General features: G+C 52.2%; 30 protein-coding genes and 1 riboswitch. Of the genes, 27 read left to right on the plus strand and 3 right to left on the minus strand.

What is annotated here, in order from left to right; all coding sequences use genetic code 11:
- On the plus strand, positions 1 to 391 hold a 391-nt coding region (locus G5B47_RS23955; RefSeq protein ID WP_328804644.1), incomplete at its 5' end, for a VOC family protein.
- Between the two features lie 188 nt (positions 392 to 579).
- Entirely contained in the window at positions 580 to 993 is a 414-nt protein-coding gene (locus G5B47_RS23960; protein WP_165103808.1) for a hypothetical protein, read from the plus strand.
- Between the two features lie 96 nt (positions 994 to 1,089).
- Here the strand turns inward: G5B47_RS23960 and G5B47_RS23965 are convergent, their stop codons facing one another.
- Positions 1,090 to 1,611, minus strand: coding sequence for a hypothetical protein (locus G5B47_RS23965; RefSeq protein WP_165103811.1), 522 nt, complete (start codon positions 1,609 to 1,611; stop codon positions 1,090 to 1,092).
- A gap of 199 nt (positions 1,612 to 1,810) precedes the next feature.
- Here G5B47_RS23965 and G5B47_RS23970 point away from each other — a divergent pair, with 199 nt between their 5' ends.
- The 10 genes from G5B47_RS23970 to rsmI all read left to right on the plus strand — a co-directional run bounded on the left by G5B47_RS23970 (position 1,811) and on the right by rsmI (position 9,742).
- A complete protein-coding gene (locus G5B47_RS23970; RefSeq protein ID WP_025332565.1) occupies positions 1,811 to 2,002 on the plus strand; it encodes a sigma factor G inhibitor Gin in 192 nt (63 codons plus the stop codon).
- Between the two features lie 208 nt (positions 2,003 to 2,210).
- On the plus strand, positions 2,211 to 3,764 hold the full coding sequence (locus G5B47_RS23975) for an aminotransferase class I/II-fold pyridoxal phosphate-dependent enzyme (protein WP_165103813.1): 1,554 nt from the start codon (positions 2,211 to 2,213) through the stop codon (positions 3,762 to 3,764).
- 113 nt (positions 3,765 to 3,877) lie between these two features.
- Positions 3,878 to 4,519, plus strand: a complete 642-nt coding sequence (gene tmk / locus G5B47_RS23980) for a dTMP kinase (RefSeq protein WP_165103815.1) — start codon at positions 3,878 to 3,880, stop codon at positions 4,517 to 4,519.
- Positions 4,520 to 4,672: 153 nt separating this feature from the next.
- Complete coding sequence (locus G5B47_RS23985; RefSeq protein WP_025332568.1) at positions 4,673 to 5,002, plus strand: cyclic-di-AMP receptor; 330 nt, start codon at positions 4,673 to 4,675, stop codon at positions 5,000 to 5,002.
- Between the two features lie 104 nt (positions 5,003 to 5,106).
- Positions 5,107 to 5,550: a YaaR family protein gene (locus G5B47_RS23990; protein WP_165103817.1), complete on the plus strand. Its 444-nt coding sequence runs from the start codon at positions 5,107 to 5,109 to the stop codon at positions 5,548 to 5,550.
- 18 nt (positions 5,551 to 5,568) lie between these two features.
- Positions 5,569 to 6,543 carry a DNA polymerase III subunit delta' gene (gene holB, locus G5B47_RS23995; RefSeq protein WP_165103819.1) on the plus strand — a complete coding sequence of 325 codons (975 nt, stop codon included), beginning with the start codon at positions 5,569 to 5,571 and terminating at the stop codon, positions 6,541 to 6,543.
- A 235-nt stretch (positions 6,544 to 6,778) separates the two neighbouring features.
- On the plus strand, positions 6,779 to 7,579 hold the full coding sequence (locus G5B47_RS24000; RefSeq protein ID WP_165103920.1) for a PSP1 domain-containing protein: 801 nt from the start codon (positions 6,779 to 6,781) through the stop codon (positions 7,577 to 7,579).
- Between the two features lie 29 nt (positions 7,580 to 7,608).
- On the plus strand, positions 7,609 to 7,977 hold the full coding sequence (gene yabA, locus G5B47_RS24005) for a DNA replication initiation control protein YabA (protein ID WP_165103821.1): 369 nt from the start codon (positions 7,609 to 7,611) through the stop codon (positions 7,975 to 7,977).
- A 101-nt stretch (positions 7,978 to 8,078) separates the two neighbouring features.
- Positions 8,079 to 8,846: a tRNA1(Val) (adenine(37)-N6)-methyltransferase gene (locus G5B47_RS24010; protein ID WP_165103823.1), complete on the plus strand. Its 768-nt coding sequence runs from the start codon at positions 8,079 to 8,081 to the stop codon at positions 8,844 to 8,846.
- Positions 8,843 to 9,742, plus strand: a complete 900-nt coding sequence (gene rsmI / locus G5B47_RS24015) for a 16S rRNA (cytidine(1402)-2'-O)-methyltransferase (RefSeq protein WP_165103825.1) — start codon at positions 8,843 to 8,845, stop codon at positions 9,740 to 9,742. The genes G5B47_RS24010 and rsmI overlap by 4 nt, the downstream gene beginning before the upstream one ends.
- A 542-nt stretch (positions 9,743 to 10,284) precedes the next feature.
- Here rsmI and G5B47_RS24020 read toward each other — a convergent pair.
- Positions 10,285 to 10,539 carry an AbrB/MazE/SpoVT family DNA-binding domain-containing protein gene (locus tag G5B47_RS24020; RefSeq protein ID WP_025332575.1) on the minus strand — a complete coding sequence of 85 codons (255 nt, stop codon included), beginning with the start codon at positions 10,537 to 10,539 and terminating at the stop codon, positions 10,285 to 10,287.
- 302 nt (positions 10,540 to 10,841) lie between these two features.
- Between G5B47_RS24020 and G5B47_RS24025 the strand changes: the two genes are divergently transcribed.
- From G5B47_RS24025 to G5B47_RS24085, 13 genes are all read left to right on the plus strand, one after another.
- Positions 10,842 to 12,128: an HD domain-containing protein gene (locus G5B47_RS24025; RefSeq protein ID WP_165103827.1), complete on the plus strand. Its 1,287-nt coding sequence runs from the start codon at positions 10,842 to 10,844 to the stop codon at positions 12,126 to 12,128.
- A gap of 27 nt (positions 12,129 to 12,155) precedes the next feature.
- Positions 12,156 to 12,926, plus strand: a complete 771-nt coding sequence (locus G5B47_RS24030; RefSeq protein ID WP_165103829.1) for a TatD family hydrolase — start codon at positions 12,156 to 12,158, stop codon at positions 12,924 to 12,926.
- A gap of 197 nt (positions 12,927 to 13,123) precedes the next feature.
- A riboswitch (cyclic di-AMP (ydaO/yuaA leader) is annotated at positions 13,124 to 13,357 on the plus strand.
- A 279-nt stretch (positions 13,358 to 13,636) separates the two neighbouring features.
- Positions 13,637 to 14,794, plus strand: a complete 1,158-nt coding sequence (locus G5B47_RS24035; RefSeq protein WP_165103923.1) for a 3D domain-containing protein — start codon at positions 13,637 to 13,639, stop codon at positions 14,792 to 14,794.
- Positions 14,795 to 14,953: 159 nt separating this feature from the next.
- On the plus strand, positions 14,954 to 15,502 hold the full coding sequence (gene rnmV, locus G5B47_RS24040; protein ID WP_165103831.1) for a ribonuclease M5: 549 nt from the start codon (positions 14,954 to 14,956) through the stop codon (positions 15,500 to 15,502).
- Positions 15,502 to 16,386 (plus strand): 16S rRNA (adenine(1518)-N(6)/adenine(1519)-N(6))-dimethyltransferase RsmA, encoded by an 885-nt coding sequence (gene rsmA, locus G5B47_RS24045; protein ID WP_165103833.1) that lies wholly within the window; start codon positions 15,502 to 15,504, stop codon positions 16,384 to 16,386. Before rnmV ends, rsmA begins: the two co-directional genes overlap by 1 nt.
- Positions 16,387 to 16,479: 93 nt before the next feature.
- A complete protein-coding gene (gene yabG, locus G5B47_RS24050) occupies positions 16,480 to 17,379 on the plus strand; it encodes a sporulation peptidase YabG (protein ID WP_165103836.1) in 900 nt (299 codons plus the stop codon).
- Positions 17,380 to 17,536: 157 nt separating this feature from the next.
- The gene (gene veg, locus G5B47_RS24055; RefSeq protein ID WP_025332582.1) at positions 17,537 to 17,812 is read left to right on the plus strand and encodes a biofilm formation stimulator Veg; all 276 of its coding nucleotides are present in this window, start codon (positions 17,537 to 17,539) and stop codon (positions 17,810 to 17,812) included.
- A 172-nt stretch (positions 17,813 to 17,984) separates the two neighbouring features.
- The gene (locus G5B47_RS24060) at positions 17,985 to 18,161 is read left to right on the plus strand and encodes a small, acid-soluble spore protein, alpha/beta type (protein ID WP_025332583.1); all 177 of its coding nucleotides are present in this window, start codon (positions 17,985 to 17,987) and stop codon (positions 18,159 to 18,161) included.
- Between the two features lie 181 nt (positions 18,162 to 18,342).
- Positions 18,343 to 19,197, plus strand: coding sequence for a 4-(cytidine 5'-diphospho)-2-C-methyl-D-erythritol kinase (gene ispE, locus G5B47_RS24065; RefSeq protein ID WP_165103839.1), 855 nt, complete (start codon positions 18,343 to 18,345; stop codon positions 19,195 to 19,197).
- A 197-nt stretch (positions 19,198 to 19,394) separates the two neighbouring features.
- A complete protein-coding gene (gene purR, locus G5B47_RS24070; protein WP_025332585.1) occupies positions 19,395 to 20,222 on the plus strand; it encodes a pur operon repressor in 828 nt (275 codons plus the stop codon).
- Between the two features lie 187 nt (positions 20,223 to 20,409).
- Positions 20,410 to 20,694, plus strand: a complete 285-nt coding sequence (gene spoVG / locus G5B47_RS24075) for a septation regulator SpoVG (RefSeq protein ID WP_025332586.1) — start codon at positions 20,410 to 20,412, stop codon at positions 20,692 to 20,694.
- A 168-nt stretch (positions 20,695 to 20,862) separates the two neighbouring features.
- The gene (gene glmU / locus G5B47_RS24080) at positions 20,863 to 22,263 is read left to right on the plus strand and encodes a bifunctional UDP-N-acetylglucosamine diphosphorylase/glucosamine-1-phosphate N-acetyltransferase GlmU (RefSeq protein WP_328804647.1); all 1,401 of its coding nucleotides are present in this window, start codon (positions 20,863 to 20,865) and stop codon (positions 22,261 to 22,263) included.
- Between the two features lie 90 nt (positions 22,264 to 22,353).
- Positions 22,354 to 23,307 (plus strand): ribose-phosphate diphosphokinase, encoded by a 954-nt coding sequence (locus G5B47_RS24085; protein WP_025332588.1) that lies wholly within the window; start codon positions 22,354 to 22,356, stop codon positions 23,305 to 23,307.
- A gap of 99 nt (positions 23,308 to 23,406) precedes the next feature.
- Here the strand turns inward: G5B47_RS24085 and G5B47_RS24090 are convergent, their stop codons facing one another.
- Positions 23,407 to 23,607 carry a hypothetical protein gene (locus tag G5B47_RS24090; RefSeq protein ID WP_025332589.1) on the minus strand — a complete coding sequence of 67 codons (201 nt, stop codon included), beginning with the start codon at positions 23,605 to 23,607 and terminating at the stop codon, positions 23,407 to 23,409.
- A gap of 86 nt (positions 23,608 to 23,693) precedes the next feature.
- Here G5B47_RS24090 and pth point away from each other — a divergent pair, with 86 nt between their 5' ends.
- Both pth and G5B47_RS24100 read left to right on the plus strand, forming a co-directional pair.
- Positions 23,694 to 24,254, plus strand: coding sequence for an aminoacyl-tRNA hydrolase (pth, locus tag G5B47_RS24095; protein WP_165103842.1), 561 nt, complete (start codon positions 23,694 to 23,696; stop codon positions 24,252 to 24,254).
- 106 nt (positions 24,255 to 24,360) lie between these two features.
- The gene (locus G5B47_RS24100; protein ID WP_165103845.1) at positions 24,361 to 24,591 is read left to right on the plus strand and encodes an anti-sigma-F factor Fin family protein; all 231 of its coding nucleotides are present in this window, start codon (positions 24,361 to 24,363) and stop codon (positions 24,589 to 24,591) included.
- The last annotated feature ends 42 nt before the right edge of the window (positions 24,592 to 24,633 follow it).

The raw sequence follows: 24,633 nt of genomic DNA on the forward strand, positions 1-24,633 counted from the left end.
ACACAAAGAGAGGATGCCGAGGATGAAGAAGCAAGCGGCGATTAGCATAGACTGTCTCGATCATCTTGTGTTAACGGTGCGTGATATCCAAAAGACAATAGCCTTCTACGAGAAGGTGCTCGGTATGGAGATCGTTTCATTCGGCGATGGACGTCATGCTCTCCATTTTGGCTGCCAAAAAATCAATCTGCATGAGCTTGGCAAGGAATTTGACCCCAAGGCACAGTCTCCGACTCCCGGTTCAGCGGATTTATGCTTCATTACAAGCACACCGCTTTCGCAGGTAATCTCTCATTTGGAGACGTGCCGGGTACCCTTAGTGGAAGGGCCGGTTAAACGGACGGGAGCGCAGGGACCAATCGAATCCGACCAACCATACATAATGTGTTAATAAGGGGCAGGAAATCGCTTGAATGGGGGTGACATTTTTGTTACCGACATGGTGTTTGATCCAAGTATAATGGAAAAGTGCAAATTAAAGCATAACCTTAATACGAATGAACTACTTATAAAATTCATTTGTTGAATTTGTTCCTGTGTCTTTAGTAGCAGGGTAAGAGGGTAAGGAGGATTTAAGGTATGAGGCGAGCACGAACGCTGTGGACGCTCTTTATTTTAGGTATGGTTGTTGTAATGCTGGCGGGGTGCGGATCCAGTAAGCTTTCCTGGGAATCATTTGAGGGGGCTCTTAACGAAAAAAGCTTCCCTGTACCGAAGGAAGCGAATTCTCCGGATCGGACCACGACAAACGCGGCTATGGACTACGTACGCTATACGCTGCCGGGATTAAAGGAGAAGGACAGCATTCCGGAGCCTTATATTAAAGCTATCCAGGATTGGGGCTGGCATGAACTAACGGAAGACAAGACTTCAAGTTCGCATGTGTTCAAGAAAGAGCAGCTTATTGTCCATTTGACGATCCATGACGGTTATTTTATTGTGATGGTTCCAAAAGACAAAAAAACGACCGCCCAAAGCTTGGGCGGCTCATAGGCAGCAGAAATCGCCATCCTAAGGGATGGCGATTCTATTTCCTCACGGATACAAGCGCGGGTAAGCATGGAACAGCATATTTTGAGAGGAAAGGCGTTACTGCGAATAACATGAAACATCGGTGGGATTAAACTTCAGCATATCATCCTGTCTTCTCCAACCCGTCCGCACCAGAGCGTAGAACCTCGGAGCCAACAGCCATAGATGCATGAAAGCCAAGGAAAGAGTAAAAGCGGGCGGAGACCAAATAATAAACAGCGCTGTAAACGAAAGACCGATCCAGAAATTATGAAGCTGAACCTTGCGGAAGAGGCCGCAGCTGATGTATTGATCCGGCATGAAACCGGGCCAGGGCAGCTTAAAGGAGTTACGCCAGCGTTTGGCAATCGGATAGCCCGCAATCAACAGCACAGACCGGGAAACGACATATTGAATCCACAGAATAACCGGAACGGCGATTACAAAATAGAATAAACCGGCCGGCGAAACGAAAACGGAGTCCAGGACGACAAAAAGGATGGGAAGCGCGGCGTAGATCCTTAGAGCGTAAGGGTGAATGACCGTTTTTTTGAGAAGTTTATAATGGTAAAAGGTTGCTCCTTTATTCGTCGGTTCCATACCCATCCTCCAAATCGCATATCTCTTATCCCTACTATCGGCAATTTTAATGAATTTATTAAATATTATAGGTCCGAGCCGGTCAATGCAGGCCTCGCTTGAAAGAAAAGGGATTCAAGGATATGAAAAAACTATGAAAGGGTTTAAAATGATAGGAAGTGAAGCATACTGTTCTTAAAAGGACCAAGGTGGGATTTCGATGGAACAAGAAAATGCTAAAACCGAAACCTGCATTATATGCGGGCAGGAGAAGGAAGAGGGCATTCGCATCGTGTCGCAGTTTATTTGCGAGGATTGCGAGGCTGAGATGGTAAGAACTGAGGCGGAGGACGCCAAATACCGCTTTTTTATCGGACGAATGAAAAAAATCGGACTGCAGAAGAATGCATAAGAACCCCTCGATGGGGTGCTGCTGCTTTGCCGTAACGGTGAAACAAGGCGTATCGTTCATATCAAGCTTTACAATACGGCTTTCCCTGGCGGAGATTACAGGAGAGGCCGTTTTTGCTTGTGCGTAAAGGCGGCAAATACAGGGCATAGGCGGGGGAGCAGATATCGGTTAAAATAAAGATAGGCCGGTGTGGAAGGATTTGCGATCAATGAAAGACGAAGAGCGCCAAAGCGCGCCATTATATGAAATGCTCGAACGCTACAAAGCGGAAGGAAAGATTTCTTTTCATGTGCCGGGTCATAAGAATGGTCAGGCATATCGGACGGATAAAAGCGCCGGCTTGCTGGATGAGGTTATGACGGCGGATATTACCGAAATTTCTGGGAGCGATGATCTGCATCATCCCGAAGGCGTTATTCTGGAGGCGCAGAGACTCGCGGCGGATTGTTTTGGGGCCGAGGAAAGCTTCTTTCTCGTAGGAGGAAGCACGGCGGGAAACCTCGCGCTGATCTTGACGGTATGCGCCGAGCCGGGGACTGTGCTGCTGGTGCAGCGCAATGTGCACAAGTCTGTTATTCACGGGCTAATGCTGGCGGGAGCGCGTGCGGTTTTTCTCGATCCGCTGCTGGATGACAGCAGCGGCCTTGCCGTCGCACCGTCCGAAGAGACGGTGCGCAAAGCGCTGGCGGCCTGGCCGGAGGCTGCCGGCCTGCTGGTGACCATGCCGAACTACTACGGCATGGGAAGCGACCTCGCGCCCCTCGCGAGGGCCTGTCACGACAGCGGCGTGCCGCTGCTGGTCGACGAGGCGCATGGGGCGCACTACGGGCAGCACCCGGAGCTGCCGGCGGGTGCTTTAAGCTGCGGCGCGGACGGCGTCGTGCAGTCCACGCACAAGATGCTCGCGGCGATGACCATGGGCGCTATGCTGCATGTGCAGGGGCCGCGGCTCGACCGCGCCCTGCTGCGGCAGCGGCTCGCCATGGTGCAGAGCTCCAGCCCATCATACCCCGTGATGGCTTCGCTCGATCTGGCGCGCCGGCTGCTGCACTCGCGGCGCGCCGATGCCTTCACGGCGGGGCTGGCCGCCGTGGAAACGCTGCGGCGCGGCCTGGCGGAGCTGCCGCGCTTTAAGGCGCTGCGGCCGATGGAGCCGCAGCGGCACACCGGCGGAGGCGAACCGGGAGCCTCCGCCACCGGGCAGGCGCCGCGAAGCCGAAGCGGCGCCTACACCACGCAGGACCCCTTCAAAGTCGTCATTTATGACGCCACCGGGGTCCTGAGCGGATTCGAGCTGCAGGCTGAGCTCGAAAGGAGGGGCTGCGTGCCGGAAATGAGCGACGAACGGCACGTGGTGCTGCTATTCAGTCTCGGTTCGCGGGCTGAAGATGCCGTCTCGCTGCTTGCGGCGCTGCGGGATATCGACAGGGAGTGCCCGCCAGGCCGCCCTGCCACCTCCGGTTCCACTCCTGTTTCCACGTGGAACAATTTTGAACCTCGCTCTTTACTGGAGCCGGTTCAATTTTCCCTAAGACCCGTCCGGGAGGAAGAAACGGAATGCATCAAGCTTGAGGAGAGCGAGGGCAGGGTCGCAGCCGAGATGGTCATCCCCTACCCGCCTGGCATCCCGCTGCTCTATCCGGGCGAGGTTATTACCGGGGAAATAAACCTCAGGCTGCGCAGCCTGGCGGAAGCAGGAGCCAGGTTTCAGTCCGTGTCCGATCCGGCTTTGCAGACGATAAAGGTATATATAACACGGTAGAAATATAGAGCCGCCGCATATAGTAACATAGGGCTGCATAGTCAGCACGGATACTTTTTCGCGGAGAGTCAAGAATTATAAGCATTGGAATAAAGAAAGGCGGAGTGACGTTATTGGGCCGGGAAGGATTTTTTATTACACTTGAGGGCGGAGAAGGATCGGGCAAAACAACGATCATAGGCAGGCTGGCCGCTTATTTGCAGAACCGCTCCCTTCCTTATTTAATTACACGGGAGCCGGGCGGCATTGAGATTGCCGAGAAGATCCGTTCCATTATACTTGACCCAGCCCATACGGCAATGGATGCGCGAACCGAAGCGCTGCTGTATGCCGCATCAAGAAGCCAGCATTTAGCCGAAAGAGTGGAGCCGGCGCTGAAGACCGGACTTATTGTGCTGTGCGACCGATTTGTGGACAGCAGCCTTGTCTATCAGGGGTATGCCAGAGGTTTGGGCATGGAAGAAGTACGGGCGATCAACCAGTTCGCCACCGGCGGACGCATGCCGGACCTCACCTTTTATCTGGATATCGAGCCGGAAGTGGGACTGGCAAGAATTACGGCCAGCGGGGAGCGTGAGATCAACCGGCTGGATCTGGAGAGCCTTGCCTTTCATCAAAAGGTGAGAGAAGGCTATCGCATGATCGCCGAGGCCAATCCCCGGCGGATTGTTACTTTGGATGCCGGCCGTCCGCTGCATGTGGTCGAACGGGAGCTTATTCATACCCTTGAGGACAGGCTGTTAAAGGATTTTTAAACTTTGTTGTCTAATATATTATATAAAGCGGCCATTTCTTCTTGAGAAAAAGATATCAGGATTCAGGTTCCCCGCATAGTATCTGGTATGATTGAAGTTCATTCTTCACTTTGTGGGACTATCACAAAATAACGCCAAAGAGGAGATGCTAAGATGAAACTGATTGTTGCGATTATCCAAGACAAGGACAGCAACCGTCTGTCCAGCGAACTGGTAAAGGCTAATTTCCGTGCAACCAAGCTGGCAAGTACGGGCGGGTTTTTGCGGGCGGGAAATACCACCTTCATGATTGGGGTGGAAGACAGTCAGGTTGAATCCGTACTCAGCGTTATCCGCAATAACTGCAAGGTCCGTGAACAGCTGGTTACTCCGGTAACTCCGATGAGCGGAACGACGGATTCCTATCTGCCGCTTCCAGTTGAGGTTCAAGTTGGCGGAGCGACTGTGTTTGTACTTCCTGTCGACCGGTTCGAGCACTATTAAGCATCAGCGGGAAGAAGCGGCTGGGCGAATGAGAAGGTCGGCAGCCGTTTCCCGTTTGATTTCATGCATGATATCAATTGGCATAGAAGGGCGATGGGCGACCCATGAAGATTAATCCGGGCTTCAGGCCTTTAAAGAATGAACTGCCCCTAAATGAAAATGCGAACAAGCCGGTTCAGCAAAAAACATTCTCCGATGTGTTCCAGCAGCATGGCGAGCAGGCGACACGGGATGAATTAACCCGTCAAATCCAGGAGATCCAGACCCAAGGCGAGCGTCTTTCCAAATCAATGACGATACGCGAACTCGCGATTTACCGGGTCATGGTTAAAAAGTTTCTCGAAGAGACGGCACGCCGCGGTGTAAGGATTAAAGATACCAAAGGCTGGGACCGGAGGGGACGCGGCAAAAGATACAAGCTGCTGGAGGAAATCGACGCCGCTTTGCTGACGCTTGCGGATGAGCTGCTTGAGAGCGAGCAGGGGCGAATCGAACTGCTGGGCAAGGTGGGCGAAATTCGCGGTATGCTGATTAACCTTTCTTTTTAACGGCTATAGGAGGATAGTATGCCTTTTGACGATATATTGGGACAGACAACCGCCAAGCGGATTTTGCAAAATTCACTGCGCACGGATACGCTGGGTCATGCTTATTTGTTCAGCGGTCCGGCGGGCAGTGGTCAAATGAAGACGGCGCTTACGCTCGCCCAAGCGATTTTTTGCAAGACTCTCAAGGATGACGCCTGCGGTGAATGTTTGGAGTGCCGGAAGGTTCAGCATGGCAATCATCCGGATTTAAAGATGATTTCGCCGGAAGGCAGCAGCATCAAAATCGATCAGATCCGCGAATTGCAGCGGGTTTTTTCATATCGTGCCGAGGGAGGCAATCCGAAGGTCTATATTATAGATCAAGCGGATAAAATGACGGTTCAGGCCGCCAACAGCCTGCTCAAATTTTTGGAAGAGCCCCCGGTGCCTGCGGTTGCCGTGCTGATTGCGGATAACAGCCAATCGCTGCTTCCGACCATCCAGTCAAGAACCCAGCGCGTGCCGTTTGCGCCGCTGCCTCCGGAGATGATGCTTCAGGCTTTGTCGGATGAAGGAGTCCCCGCTCCTCTTGCGCGCTGTGCGGTATCTTTGGCCTCCGGACTGGAAGGATGCAAAGAGCTTTTGGAGCAGAATTGGTTTGCAGAAATGAGAAATCTAGTGTTACAATTAGCGAAGGAGTCATTGGGCAAGAACGGCTCGGCGGTGACGACCGCGGGTCAGAGGCTGTTCAAGACCGGGCTCGGTGAGCATTTGGATGCCTTGTTCAGTATGTTCCACCTATGGTTTAAAGACATGCTGTACTTCCTGTATCGAAAACACGATAGCATCGTTTTCATAGATCAATTGGACCTCATATCCAATTACGCCAGAACGCGTACTTCTTCGGAGTGGGTGGCTTATATGGAGTTTGCTGCCGAGAGCAAGAAGAAGCTGCGCTTCAATGTTAATGCCCAGCTTTGTCTGGAGCAGTTTCTGATACGTCTGGAAAGCTAAAGAACATAATTTGTTTACGCTTCCTACGTGGCAGCTTCAAGAAGCAACACTTGGTCTGATAAACGGTATGCGCCTGAAAGCGATACTTGTGTCGCTGCCTATTAAGCCTTTGCTTGGACGACAGAAGTGGTACATCCGTTCTTCTTGTGTTAACGGTTAAGGAAGAACAAGCATGAAACATCATGGAGCGGACTTGCTGGGGTTCCTTCACCGGCAGACAAGGAGGGTAATTTTGTTGTACAGCGTAGTCGGTGTCCGCTTCAAAAAGGCGGGTAAAATATATTATTTCGATCCTTTGGATTTGCCGATTGAGCAGGATCAATGCGTGATCGTCGAAACGGCGCGGGGGGTTGAATATGGCAAGGTCGTTGTAGGCAAAAAAGAAGTTCCGGAAGACGATGTCGTCCTTCCACTCAAGAAAGTGATGCGCATCGCCGGTGATAGTGACGCGAGCGTAGTGGATGAGAACAGGCAGGCGGCTAAGGACGCTTTTGCAACCTGTTTAAATAAAATTCGCGATCATGGCCTCAAAATGAAGCTGGTGGACGTGGAATTTACGTTTGACCGCAACAAGATCATTTTTTATTTCACGGCGGAAGGCCGGGTGGATTTCCGGGAATTGGTTAAGGATTTGGCCAGCATCTTCCGCACCCGCATAGAGCTTCGGCAAATTGGCGTTCGGGATGAAGCCAAGATGCTCGGCGGTCTCGGCCCATGCGGACGGGTACTGTGCTGTTCTTCATGGCTGGGCGATTTCGAGCCGGTATCGATCAAGATGGCCAAAGACCAGAGTCTTTCGCTCAATCCAACCAAAATATCCGGACTTTGCGGAAGATTAATGTGTTGCCTGAAATTTGAGCATGATAACTACGAAAGCGTGAAGGAAGAGCTGCCTTCCGTGGGCAAAATGGTTATCACTTCGCTTGGTGAGGGCAAGGTGGTTGGCATCAATAGCGGAAACCGCTCGGTTCATGTACAATTGTTTGAAGTGGGCAAAGTAAAAGAACTCCCAATGGATGATGTTGTCGTCAAGTAGACCATTAAGGTTACTTTCGGGGTGGAAACTTGGAAAAGAAAAATATTTTTGCACACATCCAGGAGTTAGAAACGCAAATGGAAACGATGCGTCTAAATCTTGGAGATTGGAAGCAGGCGGTTAAAGAATTGATGGAAGCGAACCAGCGCCTGACGCTGGAAAATGAGCAGCTGCGCAAAATTTTGAAGAGAGAGGCCCCTTCAGGTCCTTCTTCTGAAAAAAAGGCTGCCGGAAAGCCTCCCGCACCGAGCGAAAGCACTTCGGATGAAGTTGTCGGCGAGGGCTACGATAATCTGGCACGGCTGTATCATGAGGGCTTTCATATCTGCAATGTGAATTTTGGACATTTGCGTACCGAAGGCGACTGTCTCTTCTGCCTGTCATTCCTTAATAAATGAGAATATCCAGCCGTAGGAGGATGCCGCCTACGGTTTTTTTAAATATAAGAAATGATTAACCGTCTTATTGAACCTGTCAATGCTGGAAGAGGAGATTAGGAATGAGTAACCGTTTGAATGAAGTTCCGCTGCTTCCTACGGAGCGTGTGGACGATCTGCTTACGCATCATTTACATATTATTCAGAGCGATGAGGTATTCAGCTTCTCCATGGATGCCGTTCTGCTGGCCCGATTCGCTTCGGTGCCTCCGCGGGGCCGGGTTCTGGATTTATGTACAGGCAATGGGGTCATCCCGCTGCTATTGACCACCCGCACGGCGGCGGCTATCGAGGGAATTGAAATCCAGCCCCGTCTGGCCGATATGGCCCGCCGAAGTGTGGCGATGAATGGGCTCCAGGAGAGAATAACGATTCATGAAGGGGACTTGCGGACACTGCATCTTACGGCGGGTTATGGCGTCTATGATGCAATCACGGTAAATCCGCCTTATATGCCGTTAAACGGCAGCGATCTGAAGCTGAACACCCATCAGGCGATGGCCCGGCATGAAATCGGCTGCACGCTGGAAGAGGTCATTCAGGCATGTGTCCGGCTTGTCCGGACCGGCGGTAAGGTGAGCATGGTGCACAAGCCGCAGCGGCTGGTCGATATCATCAGCTTAATGCGGAAGTATCGACTGGAACCGAAGACGATCCGCTTTGTGCATCCGCGGGCAAATCTGGAGGCCAATATGGTGTTGATCGAAGCGGCCCGAGACGGCAAGCCGGAGGTGCGGCTGCAGCCACCGCTGATTGTATATACTGATGATAATGAATATTGTCCGGAAATTCTGGATATCTACTACGGTCCAAAAGAGGTACAGTCATGACTATTCAACGCCAAAGCAGCTTTCAATCCAAAGAGACGGATACCAATCCGAAGACAGGCACCTTATATCTGGTGGCGACGCCGATCGGCAACCTGGAGGATATGACGTTCCGGGCGGTCCGGACGCTAAAAGAGTGTGATATTATCGCCGCCGAGGATACAAGGCAGACGCGCAAGCTGCTCAGCCATTTCGACATTTCTCCTGGTCAGCTGTTCAGCTATCATGAGCATAACAAAACGGCCAGCGGCCCCGAACTGATACGCTATATAATAGAAGGTAAAAATTTGGCCTTGGTCAGCGATGCCGGTCTGCCGGCCATTTCCGACCCGGGCGCCGACTTGGTTGCGCTCGCTGTGCGCGAAGGTATCCCGGTCGTTCCGGTTCCCGGAGCGAATGCCGCGCTGTCCGCGCTGATCGCTTCCGGCCTGCCGACAAATACTTTTACTTTTGTCGGTTTTCTGCCCCGCGAGCGGAAAAGCATCCAAGCGGTGCTTGCCCCGCTGCGTGCCGCTCAGGGAACGCTGCTCTTCTACGAGTCGCCGCACCGGGTAGTGAAAACATTGGCCCATTTGCAAGAGGCCTTCGGAAACCGGCGAATCGTTCTCGCCCGCGAGCTGACGAAACGGTACGAAGAATTCCTGCGCGGCACCATTGACGAATGCGCTCAATGGCTGGAAGAGCACCCGCCGCTTGGAGAATATGTCATCGTCGTTGAAGGAGAAAGCCTGGAGGAAGCGCAGGAAGCCGATTCCGCCTGGTGGCGCGCGCTCAGTATTGCGGAGCATGTCGCCCATTACGAATCAGAGGGCTCCAACCGCAAGGACGCCATGAAAAAGGCAGCGTCCGACCGCGGCGTTGCCAAGCGCGATATTTATAACGCGCTGTTGGAGGAGTAGCCGCACTAAATGTAGAAGTAAAGCGATTCCCGAAGGGAGAGCCGGGGAGAACGCCGAAGCAGCTGCCGTGACAGTCGCACCAAGCGCCGAAGTGAAGCGATTCCCGAAGGGAGTGTCGGGGAAGAACGCTGAAAGAAGCAGTCTGGCCAGTCGCACCAAGCACCAAAGTAAGCGATTCCCGAAGGGAGAGCGGTTGAGATCCGCCCTCGTAACTTGGAGCGCCGCCAGCACGCATGAAAGGCCCCGAGGCCGATTCCGTCAGGAACCGTCCGAGAAGGGGCCGCTCCACCACCCCAACCCGCTAAATCCCGTCAACCCTTACGCGTCTATCCAACAATTGCGGGTGTCCAGAGGGCGCAGCCCTTGGGGCCCTCCTGAAAGTTTTCCAAAGGAAAACTCACTTCGGAAGCATAGGCTTGGGGAGGGTTTGGGAGGGGCCGCCCCCACATAAAAAAATGGCCCCCCGTATTCACGGGAGGCTAAGGAGATATAAAAAAGGTTAGAATTAACAATTTGATTAATTCCATTATAACCGATTTCGTTTAATTTGTCACAGGGGCAGGGATGGCAGAAATGCATTCGTGGCAAACAATTTTTCCTTTAAAATAGGTCACGTTCTCGGCATTTCCACAAAAAATGCAGGCAGGCTCGTATTTTTTCAGCATGATCCGCTCTCCGTCCACATAAATCTCAAGCGCATCTTTTTCTCCAATGCCAAGCGTACGGCGCAGTTCGATCGGAATGACAACCCGTCCCAGTTCGTCTACTTTTCTTACAATGCCCGTTGATTTCATCATAACAATCGTTGCTCCTCTCAATTAATCAAAAAATGTCACCATTCGACAAACTTCTCTGTTTTATGGTACATATAATACCAACCATTCCCAAAACAGTCAACCTTTTTTTAGAGGATGAATTATTTTCTGATATGATAAGGTTTCTGGAATGGCCGCAGTTCAATCTATATAATAACTATCCAAGAGATGCAAGTACAATGTCGAAATGGAAACTAAACGATCCACTTTTTTCGACAAAAACTGACGAAATCATCTTTTTTTAAAAAATAAATCAGAAAAACCGATCTTAAGGAGCTGATTACATGCAGCAGCCGCTTACGGAAGAAAAGGTATTTAAAGATCCGGTTCACAATTACATCCATGTGCAGGATACCGTGATTTGGCGACTCATTAATACGAAGGAATTTCAGCGTCTGCGGCGCATCCGCCAGCTAGGAACCACTTATCTGACCTTTCACGGGGCTGAACACAGCCGGTTCTCCCATTCGCTTGGGGTCTATGAGATTACACGTCGCATTATTTCCCAATTTGAGCGCAGCGGGTATAAAGACTGGATTCCCGAGGAAAGGCTGCTTACGCTGTGCGCGGCGCTTCTGCATGATTTGGGTCACGGACCGTTCTCCCATTCAATAGAAGAAGCTTTTCAAATGAACCATGAAGACTGGACATGCCGAATTATTTTGGAAGACACCGGAATTACTGAGATTTTGCAGGAAGTGGAGGAAGATTTTCCACAGAAGGTTGCCTCGGTTATTTGTAAAAAATATGAGCATGACATTGTCGTCAATTTGGTGTCGAGTCCCCTTGATGCCGACCGGATGGATTATCTGCTTCGCGACGCTTATTACACCGGGGTTAACTACGGCACGATCGATATCGATCGTATTTTGCGGGTTCTCCGTCCTTATCATGGGCGGGTAGTTGTGAAGGAATCGGGGATGCACGCCATTGAGGACTATCTGATGTCCCGTTACCAGATGTATTGGCAGGTTTATTTTCACCCGGTTACGCGGAGCTCAGAAATTATTTTGCGGCAGGTGTTCCGCCGGGCCAAGCAGCTGTTTCAGAAAGGCTATTCCTTCCGTTTTATGATTGAGCCGCTGACTGATTTGTTTCGTGGCGGAATCAATGTGCAGCAGTATTTGCAGCTGGATGAAGCGCTTGTGCAGGCGACTTTTATGCAGTGGACCTCCGAATCCGACGAACTGCTGAGCGACTTGTGCAGCCGCTTTATTCATCGTAAACTGTATAAATATGTAGAGATGGAAAGCCTTGATATGGAAACGATTGACGAAATTCGCCGCAGCTTCGCCGCAGCCGGACTGCACCCCGAATACGACCTGGAAATTGATTTTCCGACAGATTTACCCTATGATGTGTTCCGTCCGGGAGAGGGCTTTCACGGCAAGCAGATTCTTCTGCTGGATCGTCAGGAACGGCTTCGCGAAATCTCCGAGGTGTCGGATATCGTGCGTTCCATCAGCGGAATTCACCGGGGGCGCTATCATTTATACTATCCGCAGGACAAGCTGGAAAGAGCGCTTCCAATGCTGCCTGACTCCATTAAAGAATTGTTTGAAATTCGCTAAAAAACAGCAAGGAAAGGGGAAGTGGACATGCAGCTTTTCGACACTCACACCCATCTGGATGCTCCGCAATTCGACGGGGACCGCGAGGAAACGATTGCGCGGGCGGTAGAAGCGGGAGTAAGCAAAATGGTCAATGTCGGCTTCAACCGGGAAACGATTCCATCCACGATGAAGCTGGCCGAATCGTATGAATTTATCTACGCGGCGGTGGGCTGGCACCCGCAGGACGCGATTGATATGAAGGACGGGGACCTCGATTGGATCGCCTCGCTCTGCAGCCATGACAAAGTTGTGGCTATCGGAGAAATTGGGCTCGATTACTACTGGGATACTTCGCCCAAAGACGTTCAGCATACCGTGTTCCGTCGGCAGATCGGGCTGGCTCGGGAGCTGAAGATGCCAATTATTATTCATAACCGGGATGCCCATGAAGATGTGGTCCGCATTCTCCGCGAAGAGAAGGCTTCGGAAATCGGGGGGATCATGCATTCCTTCTCGGGCAGCTGGGAGACGGCCAAAATGTGCCTGGATATGGGCTTTTATCTTTCCTTCGGAGGGCCGATCACGTTCAAGAACGCGCGGGTGCCGAAAGAGGTGTTGGCACAGGTTCCGCTGGACCGTCTGCTGATTGAAACAGACTCCCCATATCTGACTCCGCACCCCTACCGGGGCAAGCGAAATGAGAGTGCTCATGTCAGGTTGGTGGCAGAAGCTGCAGCGGAAATAAAAGGAATTAAAGTGGAAGAAATAGCTAAAATTACGTATAAAAACTCACTGGAATTATTTGGTATATTGTGAAAACGGGAGAAAAACGGTTAAAAAAGTGAGGATGAACGAAGGATTAAAGTTTTTTAACATAAAAACGGATGTTTATTACAATAATTTAACCTTTTTTTTGCGCTTATCTGGTTGAACTGTGCTTTACAACATGCATCGAAACAGGATATCATCTTGTCAGTGAAGTGAGCTGTTGTTACTGTGACAGCCGCTGATCATAAATCGTCTCGCTGAGTCTCCGTATGGAGAACGGGGGAACCAATATCGCTTTGCCGTATGCCGATAGCCTTACATAACTACAACAGGTTGGCGTTGCAGGCTGTATTTGATTTCTTCACGTGGTCTTTGGGGTGAATTTGAAGGCAATCGCCATGAGCGGTTGACCCGAGATAGGGCGTCTCTCTTTCGTCCGAACCCGACAGCTAACCCCGTAAGCGCAAGTAAGAGAGGAAACCTCGTGCTTTGGCCGTTTATTCGGACATTCCAAGGAGCCACGAAAGAGTCCTCTGATTCAGACTCTTTACCTAGGCTTCTTTTTGTTTGACTTAAACGCGGTCGGCCTGTGAACTGTTATATAACAGGCTGAGAATGCCATGCCGGGCAGGCGATTTATGAGCAGGATGCGAGAAGCCGCGATTAGTATCGTGTCCTGTGACAATCTCTTGTAGTTTTGCCTTGAACCTGCAGTACGCTTTACGGTTCGGGCGGACTATGTAAGGAGGATGTAGATGATGGGCGTATTCCAACCCGAAGTATCCCATGATTCGCAATCATCCAGCAGGTCTTATGCATTACGGCTACGTCTTGAACAGGTTAATTTGCGCACCTGGGCACTTGCAGGCGTAATCGGGGTAGCTATCGCGCTGCTTATTTTTCTCTACGTACACTCTCAAAGCAGCAAACAAATTGTTTTAGAGATAGACGGGCAGACTCGCACGCTGGATACGCGCGAAGCGCTTCTTGGCGCAGCTCTGGCCCAAGAATCCATCTCGTTGAAACCGTATGACAAACTATCTGCGGGTCTTGACGACGAGATCAAAGACGGTGACCGGATTGTAATTGACCGGGCGCAGGAGCTCACTCTGACTGAAAATGGACAGACCAAAACGCTGTACACGACCGAGGATACGATCGGTCAGGCCATGAATAGTCTGGGCATTACGCTGAATGCTCACGACAAGGTTTTTCCTTCGCTAGACACCGCAATCTCCGCCAAAACGGAAGTCAAGATCATCCGCATCAACAAGCAGGTTGTGAAGCGGACCCAGAGCTTGCCTTTCCGGGTTATCAAGACGGCGGACCCCTCCCTGACCGTAGGGACCGTACGAGTAGCACAGGCCGGCAAGCCTGGCGCCATCATCCAGCATATTGAGAAGACATATCAGGACGGCAAGCTTGTCTCGATGCGCATGGTCGGCAAAGAAGTGCAGACGGTGACCAAGGATAAAGTAATCGCCGTAGGTACGAAAGCCTTGCCCAAAGCCGAAGTAGCGAAAGTATCTTCCGTTAGCAGCACCATTTCCAATAAGACCAATGTCAGAAGCAGCAATGTTGCCAGCAAAGCCGGCGTGCAGTTCGAGTACAAAAGACTGATCAAGAACGTTTCGATGACGGCATATTCTTCGGAGGAACCGGGAATCGGCACGCGTACTGCTTCCGGAACACGCGTAACGGAAGGACGGACCATAGCTGTGGATCCTAGTGTGATTCCGATCGGCTGGTGGGTGTACATCGAGGGACTTGGATTCCGCCGCGCTGAGGATACCGGCGGCGCCATCAAAGGACATAAGATCGACGTTTACTATGATTCACTGAGCCATGCCCGCAGTTTCGGCCGCAAATCGCGTGCCGTTTACGTAATCGGTCCGGTTAGACCGGAGCTGGATTAATCATTTTGCAAAAATGGCGGCAATACGCTATAGTGATGTAAGCTCGTCACTTATATAATTCTAAGCCGGAAAGAAGAGGAGCGAATCCTCTTCTTTTTTGCTTTTATGTTTTGGTGCAGCAGGCCGGGATAAGGCCGCTTCGGGAGGAAAAGATAAATCATGATTAAAGAATTGATTGTCGTCGAGGGCAAAAGCGATACCGCCGCCGTCAAAAGGGCGGTCGATGCCGACACGATCGAGACCGGCGGTTCGGCGGTGGACCGTCGGGTCATCGCCAAGATCGCTCTGGCGGCCGAGCGCCGGGGCGTTATTATTTTGACCGATCCGGATCATGCGGGGGAACGGATACGCAAGATTGTCTCGTCGAAAGTGCCGGGCTGCAAGCATGCTTTTATTCCGGAGGAGGAGGCCACTCTAAAAGGCGATATCGGCGTCGAGAACGCATCGCCGGAGGCGATCCGCCATGCGCTTAAGCATGTGCATTCGTCCTTTGAGGGGGCACCGGTGCTGATTGGAATGGATGATCTTCTGGCTGCCGGGATGATTGTGCATCCCCATGCCGCGCAGCGGAGAATGGCGCTTGGGAATGCGCTGGGCATCGGTTACTGCAACGGCAAGCAATTGTACAAGCGGCTGGCGATGTTCGGCATTACGCCCGAAGAGTTCGGAGCTGCGGTGAGGCAAATCGAGCAGGGAGGTCAATTCTAATGAGCGGCAGGGAAGAAATTTCATCCCCAAAAAGGACGAAGGAGATTATCGCGGCCCATGGATTTTCGTTCAAGAAGAGTCTCGGCCAGAATTTTCTCATCGACCAGAATATTTTAAATAAAATTGTAGAGGCGGCGGACCTGAATGAAGGTACGGGCGCTCTTGAGATCGGCCCCGGCATCGGCGCGTTGACCGAGCGTCTGGCGATGTCGGCGGGCGCCGTAACGGCTGTAGAGATCGACCAGCGTCTGATCCCGATTCTGCAGGATGTGCTGTCCCCGTATCCCCATGTCAATATACGGCATGCCGATGTGCTTAAAGTCGATCTGCACGAATTGTTCAGAGAAGATTTCGCGGAAGTCAGCAAGGTCAGTGTGGTCGCCAATCTGCCTTACTATGTGACGACCCCGATTCTGATGAAGCTGCTGGAGGAGAGGCTGCCGCTCTCGAACATTGTCGTGATGATTCAAAAAGAGGTCGCCGAGCGGATGGCAGCTATGCCGGGAGGCAAGGAATATGGCAGCCTGAGCATTGCCGTGCAGTATTACAGCGAGCCGGAGCTGATCTGCACGGTGCCGCACACGGTGTTTATTCCCCAGCCGAATGTGGAGTCGGCGGTGATCCGGCTGAAGATCAGGGAGCGTCCGCCTGTGGAGGTCAAGGACGAGAAGCACTTTTTTGATGTCGTTCGAGCCTCCTTTACGCAGCGGCGCAAAACCATATCCAACAATTTGAAAGCCCGCTTCTTTCCGGGTGAGGGGAGAGAGGCGCTGGAAGCGTTGCTGGCCGAGGCGGGAATTGAACCTTCGCGCCGCGGTGAGACACTGAGCCTTGCGGAGTATGCGCGCCTTAGCGATGTCCTGTTTGATGCAGGCCGCGTGTAGAGCCTCCTGATTGAATTTCCTATTAAGTAATGCGGCCAAATGATGAACCATCCGTTATCTTTGCCCATACGATGGGGTAGAGGTGATGTTCTGGTGAATGTAGGGGATTTGGTCGTTCGAAGATCTTATGGCGGTGATGTGACTTTTCGAGTAGAGTATATGACGCGAAATCAGGCCATCATCAAAGGTACCGAATTTCGGCTGCTGGCGGATTCTCCGCTAAACGATCTGGTTCAGGTGCCGGCCACGGCCAAGACGGAGCGGGGGGAACGAGCGCGGATCAAAGCCGCCGAGTCGCTGACGGAGCTGAGAAAGGACCGGCAGGAGCCCAGCCGGTTCGGCGTCGGCCATGGGATGGGATTGTTTGAGCAGACGCCGAAGGAAGTCTCTTACTTTGAGCTTCCCGGCAAGGTGCTGCATCTTGACGGTGATCCGGGTTATTTGAATAAGAGCCTCAGCCTGTATGAGCAGCTGCGAATTCCGGCCGAGGGATATCATGTTCGCGAAGCTGAGATGGCGTCGGTTCTGTACCGCCTGCTGCCCAGGGTCCGTCCCAACATCGTAGTGGTCACAGGTCATGACGGTGTGCTGAAGTCGCTGCAAACCTATGATCTGCACAGTTTAAACAGCTACAAAAATTCGCAAAATTTCGTTGCCGCAATTCGTGTGGCCCGGGACTACGAACGCCACTACGACGCGCTGACAATTGTCGCCGGGGCCTGCCAGTCGCACTTTGAAGCGCTTCTTGGGGCCGGGGCGAACTTTGCAAGCTCGCCGGGACGTATCCTGATCCATGCTCTGGACCCGGTGTACATCGCGGCCAAGGCTGCTCTGACCTCCGTCAGGGAAACCATCAACCTCGGCGACGTGCTGCATAATACAATCAGCGGCAGCCAGGGGCTTGGCGGCATTGAAACGCGCGGAAGCCTGCGGATCGGCATGCCGCGTCTGCAAGATCTTTCCACGCTGAAAGTGACGCCTTCTGCCATTTAAAAAGTCCGGCCTTATAAGCTCTGTTCTTGTCCACCCGATTTTGTTCAAAAAAATATCGTTGACAAACATAATTACCATCTAATATAATTATCTGTTTGATTTGACATATGATACTAAACGGGTTATAATGGACAAGGAAAGAGGTGGTCGTCAGGCAATGGCTAATAACGCGCTATTGGAAATTAAACGCAGTCTCGAAGCTCATGTCGGTTCTAAGATTACGTTGCGAGCAAACGGTGGCCGGCGTAAAACGGTCGAGCGCACCGGTGTCCTGGAAGAAACGTACCCTTCTGTATTTATTGTCAAACTGGATCAGGAGCAGCAATCACCTGGGCGCGTCTCCTACAGCTATGCGGATATTCTCACCGAATCCGTGGAGATTACAGTGTGTGAGGACGATGTTCAACTGCCGCTCTTGCATGCCAAAGCGTAACTCTTTATTTAAACAGCCTTTCCTCAAGCGGGGAAGGGCTGTTTTGCGTTTGGAGGGATCTGCTTGGGTTGGGGGCGGCCTGTAAAAGACCGGGGTGTATGTTAACGGGTGCGGGAATCCATACTAAGAGGGCACGAACTCATTATAGTCTAACCCTGAAGGAGGATGCCGCATGAGCCGAAGAAGACGCAGCATGATGTCCGATGAGCTGAAGACGGAGCTGGCCAAGGAGCTCGGCTTCTATGACACCGTGGAGCGCGAAGGCTGGGGAGGAATCCGGGCGAAGGATGCCGGGAATATGGTGAAGCGGGCGATTCAGCTTGCCGAGCAAGCCGCGCGCAAATCCTAATATCGCGAAGGCAGCCGGGAAGCGGCAGAAAAGACGGGAGCGGCCCTTATCGGGCGTTCCCGTTTTTGATTTGGGTGTAGCGCTTTCTTCACAGGGGGAAGTGGGAATGGACTTCATTTCAAGATTCCCATATAATATGTTAAGTTGTTTTTAGGGGAAAAATGAGGGTAGGGTGAACGCCTTGAAAGTATATGAGAAAGCGCCGGCCAAAATTAATCTGATGTTGGATGTTCTGCACAAGCGGCCGGATGGATTTCACGAGGTGGAAATGATTATGACCATGGTCGATCTTGCGGACCGGCTGGAGCTGTCCGAGCTGCCGCGGGACACCATTATTATATCTAGCCAGGCAGGTTATATACCGCTGGATGAGAAGAATCTGGCTTTTCAGGCGGCGAAACTGCTGAAAGAACGCTGCGGCGTAGAACGGGGCGTACATATCCATCTGGACAAAAAAATACCGGTCGCCGCCGGACTCGCTGGCGGAAGCAGCGACGCGGCGGCTACGCTGCGCGGTCTGAACCGGCTCTGGCGCCTGGGGCTCTCGGGCAAAGAGCTGCAGGAGCTTGGGGCCGAGCTCGGTTCTGACGTGCCCTTCTGCGTCACCGGAGGAACCGCGCTGGCCACGGGCAGGGGCGAGAAGCTTACGCCGATCGCCAGCATGCCCCAGTGCTGGGTTATTCTTGCGAAGCCGCCGATTAATGTATCGACGGCCGAGGTGTACGGCAAGCTGCGGGCAAACGCCATAACCGCCCATCCGTCTGCGCAGCTTATGCGCGAGGCGGTAGAGACCGGCGATTTCCAGGCCGTGTGCGCCCGGCTCGGGAACGTGCTGGAAGACGTGACATTGAAGCTGCATCCCGAGGTTCAGCAGCTCAAGGAAGCGATGATTCGGCTCGGAGCCGATGGCGTGCTGATGTCCGGCAGCGGACCAACTGTATTCGGCCTTGTCTCCAAACAGTCCAAGGTGCCCAGAATTTATAACGGTCTGCGCGGATTTTGCAAGGAAGTCTACGCCGTGCGCTCGCTGACTTGAAATATAAGACTTTATAAGCTGCGCGTTTATCGTTTGGTCTTATATTTTTACGAGAAACGCACCTGCGTCTAAAAAAAAGACGCTGTCAGGCGTTTCTTCTCAACAGCAATAGAACAGTCATCACGCTTCTCTTGTAAAAACCCGTACAAAAGTGATATATTTTCTCTATAATATTCGGTTTTGACGAGGAGCCTTCCGTGAAGAAACTTAAAAGAAGTCAGCGTTTAGTGGATATGACCCAATTTTTACTTGAAAAGCCGCATGATCTTCTGCCGCTGTCCACCTTTGCGGAGCGGTACGGAGCGGCCAAGTCCTCGATCAGCGAGGATCTGGCCATTATCAAAGAAGTGTTCGAGGGCGAAGGGATGGGAGAGCTTCAGACGCACGCGGGAGCGGCGGGAGGAGTGAAATTCATTCCCCGGATGCCAATGGAGATGGCGCTGTCATTTATTCAAGGACTATGCAGCGAACTGGAGCACAGCGACCGGATTTTGCCCGGAGGCTATTTATATATGTCGGACCTGCTCGGCCAGCCTTCCCTGATGGAGCAGGCGGGCAAGATTATCGCCACTGCATTTCATGACGTTCCGATCGACACTGTGATGACGGTGGAAACGAAAGGAATCCCGCTCGCTTACGCGACGGCCGCGCAGCTTGGACTGCCGGTTGTGCTGGTACGCCGGGACCATAAAGTGACGGAAGGGTCGGCGGTCAGCATCAACTATGTGTCGGGCTCCCATAAGAGCATCCATACGATGTCCCTGTCCAGGCGCGCGCTTAAGGAGAAGTCGCGGGTCCTGATTGTCGACGATTTTATGAAGGCGGGCGGAACGGTCGGGGGGATGGTCGATCTGCTCGGCGAATTCAACGCGGAAGTGGCCGGCGTCGGGGTACTGGTGGAATCGGATGCGGTGGAATCGGAAGAGCGTCTGCTGCATGATTATGTCTCCTTGATCCGGCTGGGCGAGGTCGATTCGAAAGAGCGGCGCATCTCGGCGTATCCGGGCAATTTCTTCTCCGTTTAACAAAGCCGCAAATATGTCGATTTCGTGAGGAATTCAGGGGAAAACGGCCGAAAAGTGTCGAAAACACCGTTTTGTCAAATTTATTCTACTATGTAAGGGATTTTATGGGGCGGAAAAGAAGGAATTTGCATAGTTGTGTGGAATTATACTCCCAAGTCTCTGATGGAAAAAGGTGGTGAACACACACATGCAAATTACGGATGTCAGACTCCGCCGCGTCAATTCTGAGGGGAGAATGAAAGCAATCGCATCCATTACCATCGATAACGAGTTTGTTGTTCATGACATTCGCGTCATTGATGGCAACAATGGAATGTTTGTTGCAATGCCCAGCAAGCGTACGCCGGATGGGGAATTCCGTGACATCGCGCATCCGATTTCTTCCGGAACGCGTGAGAAGATCCAAACCGCGGTTCTTGCTGAATATGACCGCGCAGCTACGGAAGAAGAAGTGATCGAAGAAGGAGCATAAGAAACGGCTTCTTGATTTGACAGCTCTTGCTTTTTGGCAGAGGTTTCGGGTAGTAAATTCGAATTGGGGTTCGAAGAAAAGGGAACCATCCTTTGTATGGTTCTCTTTTCTTTTTGCCCGGAATGAGATATATTCAGTAATGAGTTTAGGAGTAGGAGGTTGGCATTCTTGAAGAGAATGGCTGTTGTTCTAGCTGCAGGCCAGGGCAAGCGCATGAAATCCAAGTTATATAAAGTGCTGCATTCCGTGTGCGGAAAGCCGATGGTTGGGCACGTGCTAAATACAGTAAAAGCGACCGGCTGCCAGCGCTTCATTGTCGTTGTCGGACATGGAGCGGAAGCGGTTAAAGCTTATTTGGGGGATTCTGCGGAATATGTCCTTCAGGAAACGCAGCTTGGTACGGGCCACGCCGTTAAGCAGGCCAAGGATTTGCTTAGCGGGGAAGAAGGCACATTGATTGTCGCTTACGGCGACACGCCACTCATTACGCCGGAAACACTGGTTAAGCTAATGACGCTGCATGAGGAACGGAAGGCGGCGGCTACCGTATTGACGGCTGTTATGGATAACCCGGCGGGACTTGGACGGATTATCCGTACCGAAGAAGGGGAACTGCTGAAGATTGTGGAGCAGAAGGATTGTACACCGGCCGAGGATGCCATACGCGAAATCAATACCGGGATTTATTGCTTCGATAATGCCAAGATGTTCGCTGCCTTGGACAAGGTGACGAATCATAATGCCCAGCAGGAGTATTATTTGACTGATGTGATCGAGATTCTGCGTCAGCAGGGAGAGCTTGTACTCGCCTACCAGACGGAAGATGCCGCGGAATCGATCGGCGTGAACGACCGCCTTGCGCTGTCCGAAGCCGAGAACGTTATGCGTGAACGCATCGCCCGGCGTCATATGCTGGACGGTGTGACGATTATAGATCCCGCAACAACTTATATTGGAGCCGAAGTCACCATCGGAGCGGATACGGTTATCTATCCGGGAACGCACCTCAAAGGCAATACCGTAATCGGGGAAAATTGCGTTATTGGCCCCTCCAGTGAAATTGAAGACAGCCGGATTATGGACGGAGCGAAGGTGAAGCAATCCGTGCTTACCGGTGCTGAGGTCGGCGCACGGACTTCCGTTGGGCCTTTTGCCTATTTGCGCCCCGGCAGTGTCCTTGGAGAGGACGTCAAGGTCGGCGATTTTGTGGAAATCAAGAAAGCCACCATCGGCGACGGCTCGAAAGTATCGCATTTGAGCTATATCGGAGACGCTTCTGTGGGTAAAAATGTAAATGTAGGCTGCGGAGCGATCACCGTTAACTATGACGGATTCAATAAATCCATCACCGAAATCGGTGATGATGCCTTTATCGGCAGCAACGTCAACCTGATCGCTCCCGTTCAGGTTGGCAAAGGCGCTTATGTGGTGGCCGGCTCAACCATTACCCGGTCTGTCTCCGAGGGCGATCTGGCTATTGCCAGACAGCGCCAGGAGAACAAGCCGGGCTATGCGGATAAAATCCGGTCCCGCGCAAAGGCGAAAAAAGGCCAGTCCCATCCATCGTAAGTGCGTATAGCGCGCCGTCCGGACTGTTTTTTGGCGCGGCGCGTTTGGACAGCTAAATTCAATTGAACCATCACGGAGGGTTTAACTTTTATGGCTTATCTTGATTCCAAGTTAAAAATTTTCACCTGTAACTCCAATCCCAAGCTTGCTCACCAAATTGCCGATTACATTGGAATCCCAATGGGCGAATCGCATACGACAAGCTTCAGCGATGGAGAGATTCAGGTCAAGCTGTCGGAGAGTGTGCGCGGCTGCCACGTCTATATCGTTCAGTCCACCTGCGGACCGGTCAACGATAATCTAATGGAAATGCTTGTTATGATCGACGCGCTCAAGCGAGCCTCGGCCAAGAGCATTAACGTGGTGATTCCGTATTACGGCTATGCCCGTCAGGACCGGAAGGCCCGCTCGCGTGATCCGATTACGGCGAAGCTGGTAGCCGACCTGATCGAGCGCGCCGGCGCCCACCGCGTCATTACGATGGACCTGCACGCGATGCAGATTCAGGGCTTCTTCAACATCCCGGTCGATCACATGCTCGGCGTGCCGATTCTGGCCCATTATTTCCGCTCCAAGCAGATTCAGAACCCGGTAGTCGTATCTCCCGACCACGGCGGTGTGGTCCGCGCGAGAAAGCTTGCCGATTTCCTGAACGCCCCGCTGGCGATCATCGACAAGCGGCGTCCGGAGCCGAATGTCAGCGAGGTTATGAATATCATCGGTAATATCGAAGGGAAGACGGCGATTGTGATCGACGACATCATCGATACGGCCGGTACGATCGTATTGGGCGCGAACGCTCTGATGGAAGGCGGCGCCAAAGAGGTCTACGCCTGCTGTACGCATCCGGTGCTCTCCGGTCCGGCGCATGATCGGCTGGAGAACTCTCCGATTAAAGAGGTTGTCGTTACCGATTCGATTCCGATCCGCAGCGAGAATCCGACTTCCAAGCTGAAGGTGCTCTCCGTGGCTCCTCTGCTTGGTGAAGCCATTATCCGGGTTCATGAGGAACTGTCCATCAGCAAATTGTTCGAGATCGAATAATCCATATAAACGAAAGGGTTACACCTCCCGCTGCCGGGAGATGTAACCCTTGTCGGCTTGAACAGCCGGCGGCCCGGGCTTTATGCCTTTCAGCGGCATTCAATAGCCAGGCCGGGAGATAAAGGTGAACAAATTGCGGTTGTAGAGCGTACCTTGAAGCTCCGCAAAGCTTGCGTCCACGGCGGTAATCACGCCGATGTCAACATGCACATCGCCACGGTACACCTCGACAGGTATGGCATATTGCAGATGATACTGGAAATGGCGGTGGAGCGTAAGAGGCTCACCCTGCTGCAGCATAATAACATCACCTGTCTTTGATATGGGATTGACGTTTTCTAGGAACGCTTATGCTTCTATTGTACCAAGAAAGGGAAGGTTTACAAATGAAATGGATTGTCGGTTTGGGCAACCCCGGGCCGCAGTACGCCAAGACAAGGCATAATGTCGGTTTTATGGCTTTGGACGAGCTGGCGCGAAGACATGGAGTTGTCTTTAACCAGAACAAGTGCAAATCCGTGATCGGCGAAGGCGTTATTGGCGGAGTAAAGACCGTGCTGATTAAGCCGATGACGTACATGAACTTGTCGGGGGAAGCGGTTCGCGCCTATATGGATTACTATAAAGTTTCCCTGGACGACATGATTGTCGTATACGATGATCTGGACACCGAGGTCGGCAAAATCCGGCTGCGGTATCAGGGAAGCGCCGGCGGGCATAACGGCATCAAGTCGATTATCCAGCATACGGGAACCCAAACGTTCAACAGGGTAAGGATGGGGATTTCGCGTCCCGAGCCCGGCTACGCGATTGTCGATTATGTGCTGGGCGCGTTCCCGAAGAAGGAAGGGGACAGGCTTGCAGCGATGGTGGACAGCACCTGCGATGCGCTTGAATTCAGTCTGGATCATACGTTTGAGCAGACGATGGCTAAATTCAACGGATAAATAACGCGCCTATGCTTGCCGGGGCAAGATCAATACGATTCCCGGGGCTAATGCCGGGGCAAGCGGGGCATACTGAAGGTATATTCTACCTTCAGGAGGCATAACAATGGCAATACACTATGTTTGCAGGCACTGCCGGACTTATCTTGGAACGATTCGGAAGAGCGACGCTACGGAAATGCAGCTCGGCCTTCATTCCTTGACCCCTGCGGAGCGCAGAGATATAATAGCGTATGATTCAGACGGCGAGATTACCGTCAGGGTGACCTGCGATTACTGCAAGCAGGCCTTGGACAACAATCCGGAGCTCAGCCTTCTGGCCAGTCCGCTTCAGTAAGGAAGCGGCTGCCGCTTCTATCGTCTACCGCAAGCCTTGGCC

Origin of the sequence: Paenibacillus apii (genome assembly GCF_011043685.1) — a bacterium.
Classification (GTDB): Bacteria; Bacillota; Bacilli; order Paenibacillales; family Paenibacillaceae; genus Paenibacillus_AQ; species Paenibacillus_AQ sabinae.